23 protein-coding genes are annotated in these 21,992 nt (G+C 71.3%); 10 read left to right on the top strand and 13 right to left on the bottom strand.

Annotated features, from left to right (window positions below; translation table 11 throughout):
* The first annotated feature begins 62 nt into the window (after positions 1–62).
* The 4 genes from FJ091_08865 (at position 63) to FJ091_08850 (ending at position 2,621) form a co-directional block, all read left to right on the top strand.
* Entirely contained in the window at positions 63–455 is a 393-nt protein-coding gene (locus tag FJ091_08865; GenBank protein MBM4383467.1) for a DUF1330 domain-containing protein, read from the top strand.
* Positions 456–474: 19 nt separating this feature from the next.
* Positions 475–1,485 (top strand): haloalkane dehalogenase, encoded by a 1,011-nt coding sequence (locus FJ091_08860; protein MBM4383466.1) that lies wholly within the window; start codon positions 475–477, stop codon positions 1,483–1,485.
* A gap of 6 nt (positions 1,486–1,491) precedes the next feature.
* Positions 1,492–1,932, top strand: a complete 441-nt coding sequence (locus FJ091_08855; GenBank protein ID MBM4383465.1) for a hypothetical protein — start codon at positions 1,492–1,494, stop codon at positions 1,930–1,932.
* A gap of 101 nt (positions 1,933–2,033) precedes the next feature.
* Positions 2,034–2,621 carry a hypothetical protein gene (locus FJ091_08850; protein MBM4383464.1) on the top strand — a complete coding sequence of 196 codons (588 nt, stop codon included), beginning with the start codon at positions 2,034–2,036 and terminating at the stop codon, positions 2,619–2,621.
* A 10-nt stretch (positions 2,622–2,631) separates the two neighbouring features.
* On the opposite strand, the gene FJ091_08845 is transcribed toward FJ091_08850, so the two are convergent.
* Positions 2,632–3,960, bottom strand: coding sequence for a DsbA family protein (locus FJ091_08845; GenBank protein MBM4383463.1), 1,329 nt, complete (start codon positions 3,958–3,960; stop codon positions 2,632–2,634).
* Between FJ091_08845 and FJ091_08840 the strand changes: the two genes are divergently transcribed.
* Entirely contained in the window at positions 3,941–5,683 is a 1,743-nt protein-coding gene (locus FJ091_08840) for a glutathione S-transferase (GenBank protein ID MBM4383462.1), read from the top strand. The genes FJ091_08845 and FJ091_08840 overlap by 20 nt on opposite strands.
* Before the next feature lie 6 nt (positions 5,684–5,689).
* On the opposite strand, the gene FJ091_08835 is transcribed toward FJ091_08840, so the two are convergent.
* Positions 5,690–6,067, bottom strand: coding sequence for a hypothetical protein (locus FJ091_08835; protein MBM4383461.1), 378 nt, complete (start codon positions 6,065–6,067; stop codon positions 5,690–5,692).
* A gap of 169 nt (positions 6,068–6,236) precedes the next feature.
* On the opposite strand from FJ091_08835, the gene FJ091_08830 reads away from it, so the two are divergent.
* Complete coding sequence (locus tag FJ091_08830) at positions 6,237–6,857, top strand: TetR/AcrR family transcriptional regulator (protein ID MBM4383460.1); 621 nt, start codon at positions 6,237–6,239, stop codon at positions 6,855–6,857.
* Between the two features lie 21 nt (positions 6,858–6,878).
* On the opposite strand, the gene FJ091_08825 is transcribed toward FJ091_08830, so the two are convergent.
* The 11 genes from FJ091_08825 to FJ091_08775 form a co-directional block, all read right to left on the bottom strand.
* Entirely contained in the window at positions 6,879–7,697 is an 819-nt protein-coding gene (locus FJ091_08825; protein ID MBM4383459.1) for a PilZ domain-containing protein, read from the bottom strand.
* Between the two features lie 156 nt (positions 7,698–7,853).
* Positions 7,854–8,249 carry a hypothetical protein gene (locus FJ091_08820; GenBank protein ID MBM4383458.1) on the bottom strand — a complete coding sequence of 132 codons (396 nt, stop codon included), beginning with the start codon at positions 8,247–8,249 and terminating at the stop codon, positions 7,854–7,856.
* On the bottom strand, positions 8,246–9,307 hold the full coding sequence (locus FJ091_08815) for a glycosyltransferase family 9 protein (protein MBM4383457.1): 1,062 nt from the start codon (positions 9,305–9,307) through the stop codon (positions 8,246–8,248). Before FJ091_08815 ends, FJ091_08820 begins: the two co-directional genes overlap by 4 nt.
* Positions 9,308–9,330: 23 nt before the next feature.
* Complete coding sequence (locus tag FJ091_08810) at positions 9,331–10,152, bottom strand: crotonase/enoyl-CoA hydratase family protein (GenBank protein ID MBM4383456.1); 822 nt, start codon at positions 10,150–10,152, stop codon at positions 9,331–9,333.
* Between the two features lie 50 nt (positions 10,153–10,202).
* Positions 10,203–10,937, bottom strand: coding sequence for an HAD family hydrolase (locus tag FJ091_08805; GenBank protein MBM4383455.1), 735 nt, complete (start codon positions 10,935–10,937; stop codon positions 10,203–10,205).
* Complete coding sequence (locus FJ091_08800; GenBank protein MBM4383454.1) at positions 10,934–11,437, bottom strand: hypothetical protein; 504 nt, start codon at positions 11,435–11,437, stop codon at positions 10,934–10,936. The genes FJ091_08805 and FJ091_08800 overlap by 4 nt, the downstream gene beginning before the upstream one ends.
* A 16-nt stretch (positions 11,438–11,453) precedes the next feature.
* A complete protein-coding gene (locus FJ091_08795) occupies positions 11,454–12,431 on the bottom strand; it encodes a hypothetical protein (GenBank protein MBM4383453.1) in 978 nt (325 codons plus the stop codon).
* Between the two features lie 82 nt (positions 12,432–12,513).
* Entirely contained in the window at positions 12,514–13,749 is a 1,236-nt protein-coding gene (locus tag FJ091_08790; protein MBM4383452.1) for a hypothetical protein, read from the bottom strand.
* Positions 13,746–14,270 (bottom strand): hypothetical protein, encoded by a 525-nt coding sequence (locus tag FJ091_08785; GenBank protein MBM4383451.1) that lies wholly within the window; start codon positions 14,268–14,270, stop codon positions 13,746–13,748. Before FJ091_08785 ends, FJ091_08790 begins: the two co-directional genes overlap by 4 nt.
* Positions 14,252–15,766 (bottom strand): serine/threonine protein kinase, encoded by a 1,515-nt coding sequence (locus tag FJ091_08780; protein MBM4383450.1) that lies wholly within the window; start codon positions 15,764–15,766, stop codon positions 14,252–14,254. The genes FJ091_08785 and FJ091_08780 overlap by 19 nt, the downstream gene beginning before the upstream one ends.
* A gap of 72 nt (positions 15,767–15,838) precedes the next feature.
* Positions 15,839–16,993, bottom strand: a complete 1,155-nt coding sequence (locus FJ091_08775) for an N-acetyltransferase (protein ID MBM4383449.1) — start codon at positions 16,991–16,993, stop codon at positions 15,839–15,841.
* 276 nt (positions 16,994–17,269) lie between these two features.
* Between FJ091_08775 and FJ091_08770 the strand changes: the two genes are divergently transcribed.
* The 4 genes from FJ091_08770 to FJ091_08755 all read left to right on the top strand — a co-directional run bounded on the left by FJ091_08770 (position 17,270) and on the right by FJ091_08755 (position 21,928).
* Positions 17,270–17,551: an ATP-dependent Clp protease adaptor ClpS gene (locus tag FJ091_08770; protein MBM4383448.1), complete on the top strand. Its 282-nt coding sequence runs from the start codon at positions 17,270–17,272 to the stop codon at positions 17,549–17,551.
* The gene (clpA, locus tag FJ091_08765) at positions 17,548–19,818 is read left to right on the top strand and encodes an ATP-dependent Clp protease ATP-binding subunit ClpA (protein MBM4383447.1); all 2,271 of its coding nucleotides are present in this window, start codon (positions 17,548–17,550) and stop codon (positions 19,816–19,818) included. The genes FJ091_08770 and clpA overlap by 4 nt, the downstream gene beginning before the upstream one ends.
* A 367-nt stretch (positions 19,819–20,185) precedes the next feature.
* Complete coding sequence (locus FJ091_08760; GenBank protein ID MBM4383446.1) at positions 20,186–21,427, top strand: hypothetical protein; 1,242 nt, start codon at positions 20,186–20,188, stop codon at positions 21,425–21,427.
* A gap of 15 nt (positions 21,428–21,442) precedes the next feature.
* On the top strand, positions 21,443–21,928 hold the full coding sequence (locus FJ091_08755; GenBank protein MBM4383445.1) for a hypothetical protein: 486 nt from the start codon (positions 21,443–21,445) through the stop codon (positions 21,926–21,928).
* The last annotated feature ends 64 nt before the right edge of the window (positions 21,929–21,992 follow it).

Here is a 21,992-nt window from a genome sequence, read left to right as displayed (position 1 = left end):
CGAGCCTCCGCGCCCGCAAGGGCGAGTTGTGGCATTGTATGTGCCACAAGAGGTGCGAAGCAATGATCGCGGTGTATCCGAAGAAGGCGCAGCTCGAAGCGCTGCTCGCGAGCCCCGAGTCGGGCCCGGTCGTGATGCTGAACCTGCTGCGCTTCAAGGCCGAGGCGACGGCCCCGGACGACGGCAGCTCGGGACGCGAGGCGTACATGCGCTACGGCGAGGCGATGCGGAAGCTCGTCGAGTCGCGCGGCGGGCGTTTCCTCTGGCAGGGCGAGGTGGACTCGCAGGTGATCGGCGGCGGCGCCGAAGGCTTCCACGTCGCGGCGCTGGTCGAGTACCCCTCGCGCAAGGCGTTCGTCGAGATCGCCACGAGCCCCGAAGTCGCCGCCATCGGCGTGCACCGCGCGGCGGGCCTCGAGGGCCAGTGGCTGCTCGCCACGACGACGCGCCCCTAACAAGCACGAGGAGCCCGCGATGGACTTCGTTCGCACGCCGGACGCGCGCTTCGAGAGTCTTCCCGCTTGGCCGTACGCACCTCGCTACGTGAGCGTCGCCGACGGCGAGGGCGGCACGCTGCGCGTGCACTACGTCGACGAAGGCCCGCGCGCGGCGGCGCCGGTCCTGTGCCTGCACGGCCAGCCGACCTGGTCGTACCTCTATCGCAAGCTGATCCCGCTTTTCGCCGCGGCGGGTCATCGCGTGATCGCGCCGGATCTCGTCGGCTTCGGGCGCTCGGACAAGCCCACGCGCACTGCGGACTACTCGTACGCGCGCCACGTCGCGTGGATGCGCGCGTTCACCCTCGCGCTCGATCTGCGCGGCATCACGCTCGTCTGCCAAGACTGGGGCGGACTCATCGGGCTGCGCCTCGTGGCCGAGTTGCCCGAACGCTTCGCGCGGGTCGTTACGTCGAACACGGGCCTGCCCGACGCGCGCGGCATCCCCGACGCCGCCGCAGTGCCGCTGCGCGCGCTCTACGCGCAGCTGCCGGTGCCGAAGACGATGCTCGAGGTCGCGCGGGGCTTTGCCGCGACGAAGCCCGGCGCTGCGCCGCCCTTCATGCACTGGCAGAAGCACTGCGCCGAGTCGCCCGCGTTCACGCCGGGCAACGTCCTGCGCGCGATGTGCCCGAAGCTCGCGCCCGCTGAAGCGGCGGCGTACGACGCGCCGTTTCCCGACGAGCGTTACGTCGCCGGCGCGCGCCGCTTCCCCACGCTGGTGCCGATCCTGCCCGACGACACTGCGATTCCTGACAACCGGCGCGCGTGGGAGGCGCTCGGGCGCTTCGCGAAGCCGTTCCTCACCGCGTTCAGCGACAGCGATCCGGTGACGAAGGGCGGCGACGCGCGCTTCCAAGCCGAAGTGCCCGGTGCGAAGGGCCAGCCGCACACGATCATCGCGGGCGCGGGGCACTTCGTGCAGGAAGACGCGGGCGAAGAGCTTGCGCGGATCACGCTCGACTTCATCGCGCGCACGCCGGCCTGATCGCGCATGCGCATTCTGCCGCCGCCCGACAACGAGTACCGCGGCTCTCCGCTCGCGATTGGGTTCTTGTGGCTCCAGATCGCGATCAACGCCTTCCGCGGCTGGGTGCACGTGTTCTGGCAGGACTCGGGCGCGAGCCGCATCGCCGGGATCGACCTCACGCACAACGCGGCGCCGACGATCAGCTTCCTCGCCTCGATCGGCCTGGACCAGATCGCGTGGGGCGTGATCGAGCTCGGCGTGGTCACGCGCTATCGGCGCTGGGTTCCGACGCTGCTCGCGTTTCTGCTCGCGAAGCAGGTCGCGGGCGCATGGTTGTTATGGGTGTGGAAGCCGCTCAGCGTCGACGCGCCCGGAAAGTTCGGCGCGCTCTACGGCGTCCCCGTCGTCGCGCTCGCGCTGTGGCTCTCGCTGCGTGAGTCGCACGGCAAGACGGAGGCGCAGTGACGCGCGCGTCCGCGGCGCGCGTTGCCTTGCTGCTCGCTCTCGCTGTCGAAGCACGGGCGGAGCCGAAGCCGCAGTGCCCACAGCCGTCGCTCGTTCGGGAGGTGAACGCAGCCGACATCCCCGTCGCGCACTCTCCGCCGGGCGGCTACGGCGCGAAGTTCCCGGCGCCGGTGCTCGCTGCCTGCACGGAGCCGCTGACGCCCGGCGCTCCCGACCTGCGCGGGTTGTGGAAGACGCTTCGCGCAGAGCAAGTCGAGGCTCCCGGCTGGCGTCCGCTCGCCATCGCGAAGTTCGTGTTGTTGGACGCGCTCGGTGTCGCGCGCGAGCGGACGCGGGTGCCGGCCGGTGATCGCATCTACGACTACGTCGAGCGCATCGAGCAGTGCGGAAACCGCATCGTCGACATGGGCGGAGGCACGATCGCGGACGCGCGCGCGGACGGAACCGAAGCGAACGCGGTGCACGACGTCTCCGCACTCGACTTCAGAACGCCGATCACGGCGATCGCGAGCTTCGAGGACGGCGCGTTCGTGCTGCGTCCGCCGCGCATCCCGATCGCGATCACGCGCAAGCTCGACGCGGACGGGCATCTCGTGTGGCACCGCCCCGATCTCGGCGACCGCGTCGTCACGCTCGAGCGCATCGGCGGGCCGTGCGACACGCCGCCCGGCACGAAGTGGGCGCGCTGAGTTCGCGGGCTCAGCGGTTCGGGGCGCGCGCGCAGATTTCCTCTTCCACGCGCCACAGCCGGTCTTGCCCCCAGGTCGAGTAGTCCGGAGCGCCGCCGCCGCGCACGCGGAAGCTCGGCACGCCCCAGAGGCCGATCGCGAACATCTCCTCGCGATTCGCTTCGAGCTCCGTGCGCCAGCTCTCGTCGCGGTCGACGTGCTGCTGCGCCTCGCGCCAATCGAGCCCCGCGCGCAGGGCGGCGAGGCGAAGCCCGGCGTCGCTTCCGGTGTCGACGCCCTGCGACCACGCGGCGCGCATGAACTCCAGTAACAACTCCGCCGCGCGCCCGTGCTCGCGCGCCCACGGGTAGAGGGAAAAGCAGCGCTCGACGGGGCGCCCGACGGGGTCGCAGATGCGCCCGAACGGGACGCCGGCGTCCTCGGCCTCGCGCTTCGTGTCGAGCAGGATGTACATCCGCTTCTCCGCTGGCACCGGCAGCCCGCGCATGACCATCGGGAGCACGGGCTTCAGCGCGAGCTCGATGCCGTAGTGCCGCGCGAGCGCGTAGACGCGCTCGGTCACGGCGTAGGTGTAAGGGCTGCGCAGCGAGAGGAAGAACTCCAGCGTGACGCCGGGGTTGTTACTGACCGGGCCGCGCTTCGGCGCGGGGCGCGGCGCGATGAAGGCGCCCTGCGCCGCGGCCCGCACCGCGCCTTCGTCGCGCAAGCGGCGCTCGAGGTGATGCAGGCGGTCCACGCCCCAGTACCACTCGCCCTCATGGAAGAACATCGCGCCGAGGTAGTGCCCGAGGCGTTCGCGCAGCGCCGTGCCCGCGGCGAGCGCAGCCGCCGTGTCCGCCTCGCTGGCTTCGCCGAGCTCGCTGCCCAAGCGCAAGAGCGCGGCCTCGTCGGCGTTCCACAGCGCCGCGCCGATCGCCGCCGCATTGCCCACGAAGCCGCCGCGCGCGATCGCGTGCGCGAGCAAGCGCTGCGCGCGCGCGAGCGCGTCCATCGAGGGCGCGCCTGCATTCGCGGGGAACGCGAGCCAGTAGCCACGCGCGACGTCGGCGGCGTCGCGGCGCGCGAAGGCTTCGAGCAGCGCGCGCTCGGGCGCCGCCGCGTCGCTCGGCGGCGCCACGAGGTGCGGCACGAGCGCGATCTCGTAGCGCTCCGTGAGCGAGCGCAGCGTCTGCGCGGCGAGGTGGCTGTAGGGATCGCCGGCTTGGTGGAAGTAGTGCACCTCGCGGGCGCGCCCGCGAATGCGGCGCGAGATCCGCGCGATCGCCCGCCGCACGTCGCGCGTGCGCGAGCTCGTGACCGCGCCCATCACGAGCGGTGCGATGCGTCGTGCGAGCGTCACTGGGCGCCCCGCCGCGCGAGCGCGGCGTGTGCGAGCGCCGCGCCCGCAACGAGCGCGAGCGCGACCGCGAGGCGCGGCCCGCCCGCGACGAAGTAGGGCGCGATCGGCACCGCGACGGTCTTCTCCATCGCCGCGCGCTTGTAGACGTGGGCGTCGCGAAACTCCGGCTGCGTCGCGATCTCGATCATGTCGCGCCGGCTGCGATAGCGGACGACGCCCGCCATCGACCAACGCTCCGCATCGGGCAGACCCCACACCTCGATCGCGTGCGCGGCCGCATCACCGCCGAGGATCGGGTGCGAGCCGCGGGCGAGCAGCGCGGGCGTCATGTGCGCCATGTAGCGATCCATCGCGTCGCGCCCGCTCTCGCCGGGCCTCATGTCGCCGACCGCCTGCGGCGCCTCCTCGAACGCGATCAGGTTCACCATCACGAAGTCGCGGCCGTCGTCTTCCGCGAGGAACTTGCGCAGGAGCGCGATGCGCTCGGGTGGCTGGCCGCGCTCCTCCATCACGGCGACGTAGCGCGCGATCTCGTCCGGGCTCAGCGGCGCTGCGAAGCCGTCGTACCAGAGCCGGAACACCGCGTAGAAGAGCGCGGCGGCGAGCCAAGGCGAGAGGCGGCGAAGGCGCGAGTTCATGGCGGCTCCTCGCGCGCCATTGTGGCACAGGCCGTGCCATAATCTGCGCCGGAACCGGAGACGACGACGTGACCGATTCGACGCTTCGCATCGTGGGCGCGCCCGGCTCGCCCTACAGCCGCAAGCTACGCGCGGTGCTGCGCTACCGGCGCATCCCCCACGCGTGGGTTCAAGCGGGCTCGCCCGGCGCTCGCTCGCTGCCGAGGCCGCGTGTCGAGCTGCTGCCGCAGCTCGTCTACCCCTTCGCCAGGGAGGCGCTCACGGACTCCTCGCCGCTGATTCGCCGCCTCGAGCGGGAGCACGCCGGGCGCTCCGTGATTCCGGACGACCCGGCGCTCGCGTTCCTCGACGCGCTGCTCGAGGACTACGCGGACGAGTGGGCGACGAAGATGATGTTCCACTACCGCTGGGCGTACGCGGCGGACATCGCGCAGGCCGCCGCAATCCTTCCGCGCTGGCGGCGCGTCGACGACGCCGAGGAGAACGCGGTCGCCGCTGCGAAGATGTTCTCGGAGCGTCAGATCGGCCGGCTGTGGGTGGTGGGCTCGAACGCGACGACGGCGCCGGTGATCGAGGAGAGCTACCGGCGCTTGTTACGGCTCCTCGACGCGCGGCTACGCGAGGCGCCCTTCGTGTTCGGAGCCCGGCCGAGCGCCGCAGACTTCGGTCTCTACGGCCAGCTCACGCAGCTCGCGAGCTTCGATCCGACGCCGCGCGGCGAGGCGCTCGCGCTCGCGCCGCGCGTGGTCGCGTGGGTCGACATCGTGGAGGACTTGTCGGGCCTCGAGGTGGCGGACTCGGGCTGGATCGCGCGCGGTGCGATCACGCCCGCCCTGCGCGCGCTCTTCGCCGAAGTGGGCCGCGTCTACGCGCCCTTCCTGCTCGCGAACGCGGATGCGCTCGCGCGCCGCGCCGAGCGCGTCGAGTGCGTGATCGACGGCAAGCCTTGGGTGCAGCAGCCGTTCCCTTATCAGGGCAAGTGCCTGCAGTGGCTGCGCGAGGGCCATGCAGAGCTCGCGAGCGGCGATCGGGCGGCGGTGGGCGAGGTGCTCGCGGGAACCGGCTGCGAGGCGCTGTTCGCCTAACAGGCGTTACGCGCTGGCATCGAGTCTCGTCGCGGCGAAGGCCAGGATCGCGGCAGCCATGACCTCGACGCCGATGAACACGCTCGCGAAGTCCGCACCGTGGAGCGCCCATGCGAGCGTGCGCCCGAGAGCCGCCGCCGCGAGGATTCCTGCGGGCACGAACAACAGGCGTGCGTGACCTGCGCGCGCACCGGCGAGGGCCGTGGCGCCGATCGCGAGGAAGAACGCCGCGAAGTCGCCCACCTGGGTGCTGCGTCCGAGGCCGTCGAGCAGCGGCATCGCGAGGCCCTGCGCGGCGCCTGCCGGGTTGGCGAGCCAGCTCACGCCCTCCACCAAGAAGAACGCGCCCAGAATTCGTGAGAGCCAGCGCAGCGCGGTTTGCATCGAGGCGCCTCTTCGTGCGAGAAGCCTCGATCATGGCAGCGTGATGGCCGCGCTTCCACGCGAGCTTCCAGGATTTCTGGGCGAGACGGCGCGCGATGCGTTGCGCCTCGCCCTGGGATTCGCACGCACGCTTGTGGCACTGTGGGTGCCAGCATTTGCGAGGCCGGCGGTGAAGCGGAGAGCAGCGGCGAAGCGGGCGAGCGCGCGCGCGAAGGCGAAGGGCGCACCGGATGGGCGCGTCCAGCGCGGCGAGCGCAATCGCGACGCGATCGCCGGCGCGATGTTCGAGCTGGTGGGCGAGGGCGTGCTCGAGCCCACTGCAGAGCAGGTCGCGGCGCGCGCGGGCGTGGGCCTGCGCAGCGTGTTCCGTCACTTCACGGACATGGAGAGCCTCTACGCGGGGGTCACGAAGCGCCTGCGCCGCGAGGTGGAGCCGATCGTCGCGGCGGATCAGCCGAGGGGCGGGGTGGCGCAGCGCGCGCGCACGATGGTGCAGCGCCGCGCGCGCCTGTTCGAGCGCATCGCGCCTTACAAGCGCTCGGGCAACTTGAATCGCGAGCGCTCGCCGTTCCTGAACGCCGAGCACGAGAAGCTCGTGCTGCAGCTGCGCGAACACCTCGCGCTGTGGCTGCCCGAGCTCGCGAAGGCCACGCATGCCACGAGCGACGCGATCGAGCTGGTCGCGTCGTTCGAAGCCTGGGACCGGCTGTGCCGCGATCAGGGTCTCACGCCCGCGCGCGCTCGCGCTGCGCAAGAGGCAGCGGTGCTCGCGCTGTTAGGGGAGACCTGAGCGGGCTCCCGCAGTGCGCGATCAGGCCGCGGCCGTGGGCGTGATCCACTCGCGCAGCCGAGCCCAAGCGCGCGTCATCCCGCTCGCTGCCACCGCGCCATCGCCGCGCGCCGCGATGCCCTGCGCCGCGAGCTGCTCGCTCACGAACGACGCCAGCGCGCGCTCTTGGCCCTCGCTGACGTGCGTGAACGAGAGCGCCATGCCATGCGGCAGATTCGTGCGCAGCATGTTCCCAGGCACGTTCGCCCACAGCACGCGCGCGGGGAGCTCGAGCGCGCCGTCCGGCAGCGGAACGTTCACGGACACGAAGCTGTCGGGAACGCTCGGGCGCTCCGTCTCGACATAACAACCGTGCGCGGAGAGCGAGTAGACGAGCCCCGCCTTCTCGCGCGTGCCGATGCGGATGCGCGCGACGAGATCGGTGGCGGCGCGCGGATGCAGCCGGCTCTGGCCGTGGCCAGCGTCGTAGAGCGCGCGGTTCACGGCAAAGCGGAGCTCGCGCTCGGTGTGGGGCGCCCAGAGCATCGCGCTGACGCCCGCGAGCCGGAGGCGCTCGGCGTGGCTCTCGTCTGCGCGGGCGCCGAGCGAAACGCAGCGCAGGGAGTTCGGCCCCGAGGCGCGAATCAAGCGAAACAGCGAGCCGGGCGTGAGGAACGCTGCGTCGGCGGGCACGAGTGCGGCGCGCACGGGCGCCGGCTCACGACCGAGACGCGCGGCGGCGGCCTGTGGGTCGCTCACGCTGATCGGCCGATAGCCGAGCGCGATCAGGCGCGCGGCGACGCCGCCGCTCACACCCGCGAAGCCGATCGCGAGCACTGCGTCTCGAGTTTTCTCGTTCACCGCGTGAGCACTCCGACCCGCATGGACCTAATGGACCGCGCTGGGAGTGAGTGAGAGACGCGAGCGGCGAGGTGACGCCCGGAATCGCGAGTTGCCTGCGTGTTGCTCGTCGAGTGCGCAAGGCGGTGCAGGCGGCGCGCAGGCGAGCGGTGGGGATCAGCGCGCGCGATCCGCGCGGTACGACTTCTCCTCGACGAGCGCGGAGCCGAGCTTCTCGTTCACGCGGCGCTTGAGCGCCGCGCGCTCGTCGTTCTGCCGGTAGACCGAGCGAGCGAGCGCGACGAACTCGGCATCGAAGCGCTGCTCGGCTTCGAGCGAGCGCAGCGCATCCTCGGTCTCCCACAGCGCCGCGTTGACGCGCGCGAGCGCCTGCTCCTCCGCGCTCACGTCGACGCCGCCGGCGCCCTCGTGCCACACCTGCTCGAGCAGGGCGAGCTCGCGCTGCACGTTCGCCCGCTTCGCGGCGTCTCCGATGCGGGCGGCCTTGAGTCGCAGGATGGTGAGCTTGTCGAGCAGCTCACCGGGGGAGATCGGGACGCGCAGCTCTCTCATGCGCGCGAGCCTAACAACGCGTCCAGCTGCGCCGTCACGTCCGCGACCTCGATCAGCGCCATGACGCCCGCGTCCTCGATGCGGTCCTGCCACGGCAGCTCGCTCACCGCGCAGCCGCGGAACTTCTGCGCGGCATCGGCGAACCGGTTCACTGCGAAGGCGCGCGAGAAGTAGGCGCCCGTGCGCTCGGGGTTCGAGGTCGCGTGCAGCCCGATCACCGGCGTGCCCACCGCGCTGGCGAAGTGCGCGGGCCCCGAGTCGGGGCAGACGAGGGCGCGCGCGCGCGCGAGCAGGGCGATCAGCTGCGGAAGCGTGTCTTTGCCGATTTGATTCACGAGTGCGCGCTCGGCGGCGCGCTCGATCGCCGCACCCATCGCGCGCTCGTTCTCGCTGGGCCCGCCGCACAGGATCACGCGCATTCCGTGACGTCCCTGCGCGTAGTCCGCGAGCGCGGCGTAGCGATCGGGCAGCCAGTCGCGCTCGCGCACGCTCGAGCACGGCGAGATCACGAGCGCAGGTGGCGAGCCATCGGGGATGAGCTGCTGCGCATAGCGGAGCGCGTCTTCGGGGAGCGCGAGCTCCCAGCGCGGCGTGAGGTCGCGCACGCCGCACGCCGCCGCGAAGCCGAGCAGCGCGTCGAGCTGGTGCTCGCGCGCGCGCGCCGCGATCTTCGCGTTGCTGAAGAGCCACTGGCCCTCGTAGGCGCGCGCGCGGTCGAAGCCGAGCTTCACGCGCGCGGGGATCAGCGCGGAGAGCAGGCTCGCGCGCAGAGCGGCCTGCAGCATCAGCAACAAGTCGAAGCGCCGCGTTCCGAGCCGCGAGCCGAGCTCGCGTACGGCGCCGAGCCCGCCGCGCTTGTCGAACGGAATCACCTCGACGCCATCCACGAGCGCGAGCAGCTTCGCCTCGGGCTTGCCCACGATCCAGGTGAAGCGCGTCTCGGGCCAGGCGCGCTGGAGGGCGCGCAGCACCGCGATCGCGTGGCACACGTCCCCGAGCGCGGACAGGCGCAGCAGGCACACGCTCGCGGGAGGCGCGTCGAAGGGTGGGCGCGTCACGGCGGCCCCGTGCGACCGAGCGATTAGGCGGGATTCTCGAAACGCGGCGCGCGCTTCTCGAAGTTCGCGCGCACCGCTTCCATCTGATTCTTGCTGCCCGCGAGCCGGCGCTGCAGCTCCTCCTCGCGCTGCAGGCCTTCTGCGGTCGACACGAGCGGCGCCTCGTTCAGCAGCTTCTTCGCCGCGCGCACCGCGTCGGGCGACACGAGCGCGATCTCGCGCGCGAGCTCGAGCGCCGCCTCGTACGGCGTGTTCGTCACGTGCGTCGCGATGCCGAGCCGATGCGCCTCCTCGCCCGAGATGATGCGCGCGGTGTACGTCAGCTCCTTCGCGACATCCGGCCGCACGATTCCGCGCAGCAGCTGGCTGCCCGCCATGTCGGGGATCAGTCCCCAATAACTCTCGCGGATCGACAGCTTCGCGTCGGGCGCGACGAAGCGGATGTCCGCCCCGAGCGCGATCTGGAAGCCCGCGCCGTAGGCCACGCCGTGCACCGCCGCGATCACCGGCGCGGGCATCGCGTGCCACAGCCACGCCGCCTGCTGCGCGTGATTGGCGGGGCTCCCCGCGCTGCGCTCGAACAGCGGCCGCGCGGGGCGCTCCGCGTTCGCATCCCGCGAGCCGGCGAGGGCCTGCATGCTCGCCATGTCGAGGCCGGAGCAGAAGCCGCGCCCTTCTCCGGAGATCACGACGACGCGCACGCTGCGATCGTCGGCGAGATCCTTCGCGGTCTCGACCAGCGCCTCGAACATCAGCGGGTCGACCGCGTTCATCTTGTCGACGCGAACCATCTTCACGTCGGCGATGCCGTCTTTGCGGGTGACGCGGACGCGTTCTTCTGACATGCGCTCTCTCCTGTTCGGGCGAAGGCGCGAGGTTTACCTGAGTTCGCGGCTCAGGCGCGACCGAGGCCGTGCTCGCGCGCGAGCGCGACGACCTCGCTCCAGCCGTGCGCGACGAGGTCGGGCGTCGCGCCATCGATCGGCGCTCCGTGCCGGACGACCGCACGGAACCACACAGCGGTCATGCCGGCGGTCCTCGCGCCCGCCACGTCCTTGTCGAGGCGATCGCCGACGAACCAGATCTCGCGCGCTTCGACGCCGAGGCGCGCAGCCGCCGCCTCGAACAGCAGCGCGCTCGGCTTGCGCACTCCGTAGTCGGACGACGCGAGCACGAAGGCGAGGTGCGAATCGAGCCCGTGGCGCGCGAGCTCCCAGTGAATTGTTGCGCCGCTGAACGAGGCGTTGCTCACGACGCCGATCGCGCAGCCCGCGCCGCGCAGCTCCGCAAGCGCATCGTGCACTCCGGGCAGCGGCCGCGTCGTGACGACGCGCTGCCACGCCTCGAGCTCGAAGTCAGCGAGCGGCGCGCTGAAGCGCACGCCGAGAGGCTCGAACGTGAGGCGCATCAGCTGCGCCCACGACACCTCGATCTCGCCGGGAATGCGCTTCGCATCCACGCCACGCCGGGCTCGCTGCGCGCGCGCGAGCACGAGATCCAGCGTGACGCCGCGCGGCACGTGCGACGCCTGCGCAAACAGCCAGCGCACGCCGGCGGCGCGGTCCTCGCGCAGCTCCTCGACGAGCGTGTCGCCGAAGTCGAGCAGGAAGGCGCGGGGAGGGCGGATCAACCGGTCACGCTGCGAGCGCTTTCGGCGGGCGTGTGCGGGTTCTCCGCGGGGCCGCAGTGCTTCGCGAGAAAGGCGCGGAAGTGCGGGTTGATGAACTCCACGTTCTCCGCGCACCAGCGGCGCGCGCCGGGAGTAGCGAGCGCTTCCACGATCGATGCGCGCAGGCCCGCCCAGTCCGACTCGTCGAGCAGACCCTTGCGCGTCTGGTACTCGAGATTCTCACTGCGTCGCACGAGGCTCAGCATCAGCGACTGGAATCGACGCGATTCCTCCTCGGAGAGCGAGTCCAGATTCCGGCCGCGGCTGAACACGCGGGCGCCCTCCGGGTCGCGGCCCATGGCGTCGCTAAAGCTCGTCGCCGCGTCCGTGATGCTCTGGAACGTCGCGCCGCGCACCGCAGTCGTGTTCTGGCGGATCTGCGCGGCGAGGTAGAGCAGCGTCGCGACGACCGCGATCGCTCCGGCCAGCTCCGCGAGCGCGCTGATCGCGTCCCAGCCCATGCGCAGCCGCGAGCTCCTACTTCTTTTGCCTGAGAAACTCGCTCAGCCCGTACCCGACCTGATCTCCCATCCGCCACTCCGTCATGCCTTCGCCGATGAAGGTCTCCAGGTTCTCGCGGCGGTTCCGCAGCGGGATGAAGCCCTTCACGGTGCCGGTGATGGTGTGCTCCGCGCCTTTCTCGGTCTTGATCTTTGCGGTGAGGCTCTTGTGGTAGAGGCCGTTGTCTTCGTACTCGGCCGTGATCTGCGCGTCGACGATGCGCTCCATCTCCATGCCGCGCACGATCACGCCGCCCTTCGAGGTCTCCTTGCCCGCGGCGTCGCGCTGCACGCACGAGACCATCGCGCCGAGACCCTCGCCGAAGTTGAGCGTGAGCCACTCGTAGCTGTGGATCGCCTGCCAGAAGCGCGGGCCCCACGAGTGGTCGCGCAGGCCGAAGCCCTCGATGCGCTGCACTTCGCCGTCGATCGTCAGGGAGCCCGTCACCTTCATGTGCTGCTCGAAGTGCGCGCGCGCGAAGCCCTGGCTCGCGTCCTCGCCCGGCTTCTCCTCGGCCTTGTGGCCGTAGAGCGGGCCGACCGCGACGTGCTCGAGGTCGAACGTGACGCGCTTCTTCGGGTTGTTCTGGAACGCGGCCTTCGGGTCCGCCATCTGCCGCGGCTCGCGCAGCTCCACCACGTTGCCGTCGAAGGTGGTGCGGTGGCGGTCGGTCATCTCGAGCACTTCGAACTTGAGCCCCGCGGCGTCGAAGGCGTCGTTGTTAGGGATCGAGGGGCGGCCGAAGCTGAACAGCACGCGGCCGTCGGGGAGGTAGAGGCACACGGTGCGCTCGGCACTGCCTTCGTTCGCGCGGTTGCCGATGCGGAACCAGCCGCCGAGCGACTTCTTCGTGTCGAAGAAGTTGTAGTAGGCGCTCTCGTTGAAGTTCTTCTCGGGCCCGAGCGGATGCATCAGATCGTCTTCGGGGGCGAGGTTGCCGATGATGCGCGCCATGTGCGGCTCCTTGGGTGAAGGAGCGACGGTATCGCGCGGGCAAGCAAAGCGCGCTGCGACGCGGCAAGACCGCGAGCCGTGCTCAGGGCGCGGCGGGTGCGGGCAGCAGCGGAAAGCGCTCTTCGCGCGGTCCCGCGTCCGTGTGCACGTCCCATGCTCCGAACGAAACGATCTCTCGCGCGCCGCGGTCGAGGCGGAGCGCGCCATCGCCGAACCAGTCGCGCGGCGGCTCGGGCAGATGATCGGGAACGAGCGACTCGAGCGAAGGCGGCAGCGCGCTCCTCTCGCGCTCGAACTGCTGCACTGCAAGCGCGGCCCGCAGCGCTTCGATGCGCGTGTTCCAGCGGCACGCGCTCCGGCGCACGTCGTCGAGCGCGCTCGAGGAGTCGATTCGCGAGCGGCCCTCGGAGTTCGCGGCGACGACCGAGCGAAGGCTCGGCGTGAACAGCGGCGTCGTGTCGTCCGCAGCGCACGACTCGTCCGCCGCCGCGATGCGCGCGCGCGCCCGCTCTGCGTAGAGCGCGAGCGTGTTGTTGGGCTGAATGCGATGGCGCGCGGGGAGCGCAGTGCTCAGCCAGCGCAGCGCGGGGCTGAGCGCTGCGGGCGGAAGATCCGCGGCAGGCGCGTCGGCACCGGCGAAGTCGCGATACGCCGCGACGAGCTGACTGCGCACGCCGGTTGCGTCGGCGCGCGCGGCGGCCAGCTCGCCTGCGAACCCATGCGCGTCGCTTACCCCGAGCGCGACGTGTCGCAGCACCTCGTGCGTCGCGCGCCAGCTCGCGTCCGCCATGGCTTCCGCGACCTCGCGCACGAGCTGAGTTCCGCGCGCGTCGCCGGCGACGAGGCGCGCCACGCGGAGGTCCGCGACCGCTGCAGCGACTGCCGCGGGCGGCTCACCCGCGCGCGCGAGCGAGATCGCGCGCACCCCCTGCAGCCGTGCGAGATCGATCCAGGCGACGAGCTCCTCCGCGGTCTCCGCGCCGCTCGACTGGAAGGTGGGCTGCCGAGCCGCGCGTTCGAACGCACGCAGCGCTGCCTCGTTCGCGGTGAGGGCGTGTGGAACGAGCGCGTCGTCCCACGCCTCGCCGCTCGCGAGAGCGGGCCAGCGCGAGTCCTGCGTGTCGCGCACGAGCAGCGCTGCTGCAGAGGTGAGCGTGAGCTGAGCGTTCGCGAAGTCGGGAGGTGCAACGGGCAGCGCGCGCAGGTCGGAGTCGTCGGGGGCGTCGCCGTCGCGCGTGCCCGTGAGAACGAGCCCGCCGGCGATCACCATCAGCACCGCGAAGAACGCGGCGCGTGCGAGCGCCGCGCCCAGCTTCATCTCGTTTTCACCCACACGCTGAAGGGAACTTTCGTCGCGAACCGTACCGGACTCGCCGCGCTCGCGAACTCGACTTCGACCTCGTACGCGCCCGGCTTTGCGTGCGGGGGCAGCGCGATGAACGTGTCGACGGCCCAGCGGCCGGGCTCGATGCGGTACGGGGCGCTGTCCTCCACCACGATCTGCGTGCCGAAGCGAATGCGCGTGCGCAGCGTGCCCGCGATGCCTTGCTTCTCGCGCGCGGGGCAGAGCGCGTACACGACGCGGTGGCCGAACTCTTGACCCGCGCCGAGGGGCGACGGCGCGAGCGAGCTCTCTTCGAGCACGAGCGAAGCCTTCTGATTCGCGCACGCGTACTGCGCCGCGACCTCGGCCTCGGTACCGAGCAGCTTCGGGCCGGGCAGCTGCGCGCTCTTGGCAGGGGCGTAGCCCGACCGCGCAACCGGTGCGGTCGTCGCGCACGCGCTCGCAGCGGCCAGCAGCAGCGCGCACAGGGCGCGGGTCAGCGCCGAATGGTCCATCCGGAGTCCTCCTCGCTCGGTGCCGCGGGCGCCGCGCGCGGTGCGGGCGCAGGGTCGCGCACGCGCTGTACGGGCTTCGCTTCCGAATCTTGGGCGGGTGCCGGATCGACTCGACTCTCCGCCTTCGCCGCCTCGTCGGGTCGTCCGCTCGCCGCAGCAGCGGGCAGCGCCTCGGCTGCCGGCACGACTGCGGGTTCAGCGGGCTCCTCGCGCGATGCGAGCTTCACGACTCCCAGCGCGAGCAGTACGGCGAGCGCCGCGCCCGCGGCCCATAACAACTGCGCGCGCGGCGCGACTGGAGCGCGGGGCTCGCCCTCTCGTGCGAGCGCGCGCACGTGCGCGTCGAAAGGCGCGTCCTCGAGCATGCGCGTCGGGCTCGCGGGCTCGATCTGCTCGGTATCGAGGGACGCGTCGATCACGCGCGTCGCCGGCGCATCGGCGCGCGCGGTCGCGTCCACGCTCGCGCGCGCGAACACGTCGTCGAGCGCACTGTCGAGCGCGCTCGACGCCTGCGCGTGGACCACGGCGTAGGGCTCGGTCGCGCTCGCGAGCGGCGGCTCGCCGCGCCGCTGCGAGATCGTGATTGCGCTCGCGGACAGCGTCCGTGCCTCGCTGCTCGTGGCGGGCGTCGGCACGTCGCGCCACACGGGCAGCACCGCTCGCCCGCGACGCGAGGCGCCGACGCTGAGCAGCACGTCTTGCAGCTCGCGCGTCGACTCGAAGCGATCCGCGGGGCGCTTCGCGAGCGCGCGCAGCACGGCCTCGGCGACGCGCGCATCGAGGTCGCGCCGGTGCAGCCGCGGATCGTGCGGCTCGCTCTCGAGCTGCGCGCGCATCAGCTCGAACGAGGCTGCGGCGCGGAAGGGCGGCTGACCCGTGAGCATCTCGTACAGCAAGATCCCGAGCGAGTAGATGTCGCTGCGCAGCGTCGCATCCTCGCCGCGCACCTGCTCGGGCGACATGTACTCCGGCGTACCCACGAGCTTGCCGTGATGCGTCGTGCGCGCGGCGCCAGCCATTCGCGCGATGCCGAAGTCCATCACCTTCACGCGCCCGCGCGCGTCCACCATCAGGTTCGCCGGCTTGAGGTCGCGATGGACGACGCCTGCGTCGTGCGCGTGGCCCACGCCGTCGAGGATCTGGTGGAAGAGCGCGAACGCGCTGTCGAAGGGCAGGGGCCCGCTCGTCGCGAGCAGCGCCGCGAGCGTGTTGCCCTCGACGTACTCCATCACGAGAAAGAGTCCGTCGTCGTCTTCGATCAGGCTGTAGAGCGAGGCGACGTTCGGGTGCGAGAGCTTCGCGAGCGCGCGCGCCTCGGCGCGGAAGCGCTCGGCCATCTCGCCGTCATGCTCGAGCTCGGGGCGCAGAGCCTTGAGCGCGACGACGCGGCCGAGGGTCAGGTCCTCAGCCTTCCAGATCATGCCGGCGCCGCCGCTCCCGAGGCACTCGAGAATGCGGAAGTTGCCGAGCGTCTTGCCTACGCGTGTCGCGCCCATCCGCGCCATTCATCGGTGCGCAGCGAGGGCTTCTTGACGCGCGCCCCGGGAAGCGAAAGCCAAGCGGCACGCTCAGTCCGGAATCACGGGTCCGTCGCGATTCGCCGAGTGCTCGGCGTACCAGTCGATCGCGCCGGCGACCTTGCGGCGCTCGGCTTCGAGGAAGCGCGCGATCGCGTCGCGCAGGCGCGCGTCGGCGATGAAGTGCGCGCTGTAGGTGGCGGTCGCGTCGAAGCCGCGCAGCTGCTTGTACTCGCCGCCGGCGCCGGGCTCGAAGCATGCGAGACCGCGGCGAATGCAGTGCTCGATGCCCGCGTAGTAACACGTGTTGAAGTGCAGGTGGCGCATCGGCCGCAGCGCGCCCCAGTAGCGGCCGTAGAGCGCGGCGCCCTTCTGCACGTTGATCGTGCCGGCGACCAGATCGTCGCCCACGCGCGCGCGCATGAAGCAGAGCCGGTGCGCCCAGCGCTCCCGCAACAGCGTGAATAGCCTCTGGTTCAGGTACTGACGGCCCCACGGGTTGTTACTGATCGTCGCGAGGTAGATCCGGAACATCTCGCGCGCGAGCTCGGGCGTGAGCGCGTCGCCGCTGAGCGCCTCGATCGCGACGCCTTGCTCGGCGAGCTCGCGCCGCTCGCGCTTCGCCTGGTTGCGGCGCTTGCTGGTGAGGCTCGCGAGGTAGTCGTCGAAGCTCGCGAAGCCGCGATTGCGCCAGTGGTACTGGAAGCCCGCGCGCACGAGGAAACCCGCGCGCTCGAGCGCGTCGCGCTCGTCGTCGCGCAGGAAGTTCACGTGCACGCTCGAGAGCTCGTTGCCCTCGCACAGCTCGGCGAGCGCGCGCGCGAAGCGCGGCAGCCAAGCGGCGCGGTCCTCGCCCTTTGCCGTGAGGAAGCGCGCGCCGGTCACGGGCGAGAACGGCGCGCCCACGAGCAGCTTGGGGTAGTAGGTGATGCCCGAGCGCTGCGCGGCGTCGGCCCAACCCCAATCGAACACGAACTCGCCCTCGCTGTTCGCCTTCACGTAGAGCGGGCACGCCGCGATGAGCCGCCCGCCCTCGCGCACCACGAGCGGCCGCGGCGTCCAGCCCGTGCGCTCGCCGACGCATCCCGCTTCCTCGAGCGACGCGAGCCACTCCCATTCGACGAATGGCGATTCGTCGCCGACCAGCGCGTTCCACTCCTCGCGCGGGATCTCGCTCACGGAATCGAGCAGCGCGAAGTCGGGCATGGCGGACGAGTGTGGGCGGGAAAGATCGCGACCGGAAGGGGTCCGCAAGCGAAGCGCGCAGCGAGGCGGAGCCGAGCGAAGCCAAGCGCGGGAGCGGAGCGCGCAGCGAGGCCGAGGCGAGCGAAGCCAAGCGCGGGAGCGAAGCGCGCAGCGAGGCGGAGCCATGCGCGGTGAAATCTGGCCGCGCGATCCCTGCGCAGCCCGGAGTCGATCGGGTCGCGGCTATGTTGGGCCGCCGTGGCAGGAACACGGGACGAGCGGGATCGCCAAGGCAGCGTGCTCGAACGCACGCGCGAAAAACAGGCGCGCCCGCCGAAGTACAAGGTCGTGCTCTACAACGACGACTACACCCCGATGCAGTTCGTGGTGAACCTGCTGGAGTCGGTGTTTCGCAAGAGCCCGGTGGAGGCGAACGCGCTGATGCTGCAAATCCATCGCGGCGGGAAGGGCATCGCCGGCGTCTACACGCACGAGGTCGCCGAGACGAAGGTTTCGCAAGTCCACAAGCTGGCCGAAGAGCGCGGCTATCCGCTGCGCGCGGGGGTCGAGGCCGAGTGAGTCAAATCAATCGCGAGCTCCACATGACGATTCAGGCGTCGCTGCGCGAAGCCGTCGCGCGCCGTCACGCCTACCTCACCGTGGAGCACCTGCTCTACGCGCTCGCGCACGACGATGCGGGCGAGAACGTGCTGAAGCACGTCGGCGTCGACGTCGCGCAGCTGAAGCGCGCGCTCGACGCGTACTTCGAGGAGGAGCTCGAGAAAATCCCGGAAGGCGGCAAGGAAGACACCGCGCAGACCATGGCCTTCCATCGTGTGCTGCAGAGCGCGCTCCAGCACGCCGAGAGCGCCGAGAAGGAAGAAGTAGAGGCGGGCGACCTGCTCGCGGCGATCCTCAACGAGCCGGACTCGTTCGCGGTCGACTTGTTACGGAAGCAAGACGTCTCGCGGCTCGACGTGCTGCGCTGGATCTCGCACGGCGAGTCGAAGCTGAAGCCGCCCGCCGCGAAGAAGGGCGACGCGAAGCGCGCGAAGGAGAGCGCGCGCGGCGGCGACGAGGAGGAGATGCCCGCGGACCCGCTCGCGGCGTTCGCGCAGAACCTCACGGAGCTCGCGGCGCAGGGGAAGCTCGATCCGCTCGTGGGCCGCGAGAGCGAGCTCGATCGCACGGTGCACATCCTCGCGCGGCGGCGGAAGAACAATCCGATCTTCGTGGGCGAGACGGGCGTGGGGAAGACGGCGATCGCCGAGGGCCTCGCGCAGCGCATTCATCAGGGCCGCGTGCCCGCGAATCTTCAGAACGCCGAGATCCACTCGCTCGACCTCGGCGCGCTGCTCGCGGGCACGAAGTACCGCGGCGACTTCGAGCAGCGCTTCAAGGCGCTGATCGCGGCGCTGAAGGAGCGCGACAACCCCGTGCTCTTCATCGACGAGATCCACACGATTCTCGGCGCGGGCGCGGCGAGCGGCGCGACCGTCGACGCCTCCAACCTGCTGAAGCCGATCTTGCAGGGCGGCGAGATGCGCTGCATCGGCTCCACGACTTATCAGGAGTACCGCCACTTCGAGAAGGACCGCGCGCTCGCGCGGCGCTTCCAACGCGTCGACGTGCCCGAGCCGAGCGAGGCGGAGGCGCAGAAGATCCTCGAAGGCCTCGCGCCGCACTACGAGGCCCATCACGGCGTGAAGTACTCGAAGGCCGCGCTCTCGGCGTGCGTCGAGCTGTCGGCCAAGCACCTCAACGATCGCTTCCTGCCGGACAAGGCGATCGACGTGATGGATGAAGTCGGAGCCGCGGTGAAGCTCCAGCCGCAGACCAAAGCCGGGAAGACGGTGACGGTGCGCGACATCGAGCAGTTGATCGCGCGCATGACCGGGACGCCGCTCGCGCGCGCCACCGTTTCCGAGAAGGCGCACCTCGAGTCGCTGCCGAGCGATCTGCGCGGCGTCGTGTTCGGGCAGGACAGCGCGATCGACACCGTGGTGCGCGCGGTGAAGCGCGCACGCGCGGGGCTCGGGGGCGCGGAGAAGCCGATGGGCTGCTTCCTGTTCACCGGTCCCACGGGCGTGGGCAAGACGGAGCTCGCCAAACAGCTCGCGAAGACGCTCGGCGTGCCATTCCTGCGCTTCGACATGAGCGAGTACATGGAGAAGCACGCCGTGGCGCGGCTGATCGGCGCGCCGCCCGGCTACGTCGGCTACGACGAGGGCGGCATGCTGGTGGAAAAGATCCGCAAGCAGCCCCACGCCGTGTTGTTGTTGGACGAGATCGAGAAGGCGCACCGCGACCTGTTCGACATCCTGCTGCAGGTGATGGATCACGCGACGCTCACCGACAATCACGGCCGCGAGGCCGACTTCCGCCACGTGATCCTGGTGATGACCTCGAACGTCGGCGCGCGCGATCTCGCGAAGGCGGCGATCGGGTTCTCGGGCGGACGCAAGACGAACAAGTCCGAGATCGAGCGCATGTTCAGCCCTGAGTTCCGCAACCGCCTCGACGAGATCGTGTCGTTCGGTTCGCTCACGCCCGACGTGATGGGGCGCGTCGTCGACAAGCTCGTGCGCGAGGTGGAGGCGCAGCTCAAGGACAAGAAGGTGACGATCGCGCTGACGGACGCGGCGCGGACGTGGCTCGCCGAGAAGGGGTACGACCCGGACTTCGGCGCGCGGCCGATGGCGCGAGTGATCCAGACCGAGCTCAAGGACAAGCTCTCCGAGGAGATGCTGTTCGGGAAGCTCGCGCGCGGCGGGCGCGTCACCGTCGACGCGGGCGAGGACGAGCTCGTGCTGCGCGTCGAGGAGCGCGCGCCGGCGCTCGTGTGAGATTGCGGCCCGAGGTGCGAGGCGTGGGTGTCTTTCGCCGGCGCCGCGCAGCGCGGGGGGCCGGGCGCTGCTGCGCCGAATGGCTCGTTCGGCCCGCCTCTCGTTCGGCCGCGTTGCCGGCTGGCCACGTTGCGTTGATCTGCGCGCGACCATTCTCGCGGGGCCTCTCTGCGCTTGATTTCGGCTCCGCAGCGCCCGGCCCCCCGCACTGCGCTCCTCGGTGTCGGAACGCGATCGTCCCGGGGGTTGGGCGGGCGGCGCCTCCGCCGCTTCGAGCGGCGTCGGCGTCGTTGCGAGCACCGCGCTCGTTGCGCGTTTCCGAGGGGATTCGTCGCGGCAGCGTTGCTCGCGCGAGTGAGCGCGCGGCGTGAGTCTCGAGCTGTTCGCGCCGCCGCTTGCGCTCTCGGTGGGGGCGCTCGGTGCGACGCGGCTCCTGTCGCGCGCGTGCGGTTTGCGCGCGGGCTCGCTGCCGTTCGGGGCGCAATGGCTCACGGGGCTTGCGCTGCTCTGCGCCGTTGCGGGCTGGTTCGTGGCGCTCGGCGCGTACTCGCGCGCGGCGGCGTACGCGCTGTGTGCGCTGGCAGCGCTCGGCTTCGTGCTGCCGCGTGCGCCGAGAGAGTCGCGGCCGGGCGCGCGCGAGAGCGCGACGTGGGCGAGCGCGCTTTGGCTGCTGCCGATCGCGGCGTTCGTGCTGGCGCGCGGGCTCGGGGCGCTGCGCTTCCCGCACTACAACCCGTGCGACGACTTCGTGCAGTACCTGCACTTCCCGCGCTTGCTGTTGGAGACGGGCGCGTTCGAGGAGCCGTTCAGTACGCGCCGGCTCGGCGTGCTCGGCTCGGGGCAGTGGCTGCAGAGCTTCTTCGCGCCGGGCTTCGGCGTCTCGGCGAACGCGGCGGCCGACGCGTTCTTCGGTTTACCCGCGCTGCTCGGAGCGGCGCTGCTCGCTTGCGATGCCGCATCCCGCGGAGGCGCGAGCGTGCACGCAAAGCGCGCGTTCGTCTTGCTCGCGCTGCTTGGCACGCTCAGCGTGCCCTACATCAACACGCTGCCGCTGCTGCTGCCGTACGCGAGCGCGCTCGCGCTCTTCGCGCTGCACGCGCGCATGGCCGAGCGCGAGGCGGACGCGACGCGCACGCGCGACGCGGTCGCGTTCGGCGTGATCGCCGCGTTCGCGATCGGCCTGCGCGTGAGCAACGCGGTGCTGCCGGCTGCGCTGTGGGCGTTCGCGCTCTCGCGCGCGGCGCTGCAGCGCGATCGCGGGCGCCTGCGTCTCGCTGCGATCGCTGCGCTCACGACGGCGCTCGCGCTCGCGCCGTGGTCGCTCTCGCTGTGGCGCTCCTCGGGCACGCCGCTGTTTCCGCTCTTCGCCGGGAACTATCGCTTCGACGACTTGTTCGCTGAGCCCATGGCGCCCGCACGCCTCGCGGCGTTCGCGCTCGAGTGTGCGCTCGCGGCGCGCGTGCCTGTGCTGCTCGCCGTAGCGGCGCTCGCGTGCGCGCCAGTCGCGCGGCGCGCGCTCGCGCTGGAGCTCGCGGCGGCGACGCTCTTGTTAGGGGCGGCGACGACGCTCGTGACGAGCGCCTTCGATTCGTGGACGGTGCTGCGCTAAGTCGCGCCGCTGAGCGTGCCGGCGCTGCTCGTGCTCGCGGCGATGGCGGCCTTCGCGCGCGAAGGCGCGCGCTGGCGACGAAGCGCGCTCGCGGCGAGCGCGCTCGTGTGGTGGCTCGCGCCGGCGACCACGCACCGCGTCTACGACGCGAATCGTTTCTCGCTCCTCGAGTTCGCGGCAGACGACGCGCGCGAATGGGCGTTCGCGCTGCACAAGCTCGTGCGCGACGGCTTCACGCTCGAGTCCGTGAAGGGCGCCGCGAACATTCGCGCCGCGCAGGCTGCGCTTCCCGTGAATGCGCGCGTCGTCTCTACCGCCGAGCAGCCTTGGGAGTGGCGCTACGACGCGCAGACGATTCACTCGCTCGACTTCCTCGGCCCGACGAGCCCGTCGCCCGGCATGCCGTTCTTCCGCGGGCCCGAAGCGCTCGCGGAGTACCTCACGAGCCTCGGCTACACGCACCTCGCCTTCACGCGGCCGCGCAGGAGCCTGTGCCTCTAGTCCGACGAGTTCGCGCGCGTGAACCTCCAAAACGGGCAATGGCTCTGGAAGAAGTGGGCGCCGT

This window comes from Deltaproteobacteria bacterium, from assembly GCA_016875395.1.
In the GTDB taxonomy this organism is placed as follows: Bacteria; Myxococcota_A; UBA9160; order UBA9160; family UBA6930; genus VGRF01.
Note: the sequence above shows the minus strand (reverse complement) of the source record. Positions and strands in the feature narration are given on the sequence as shown.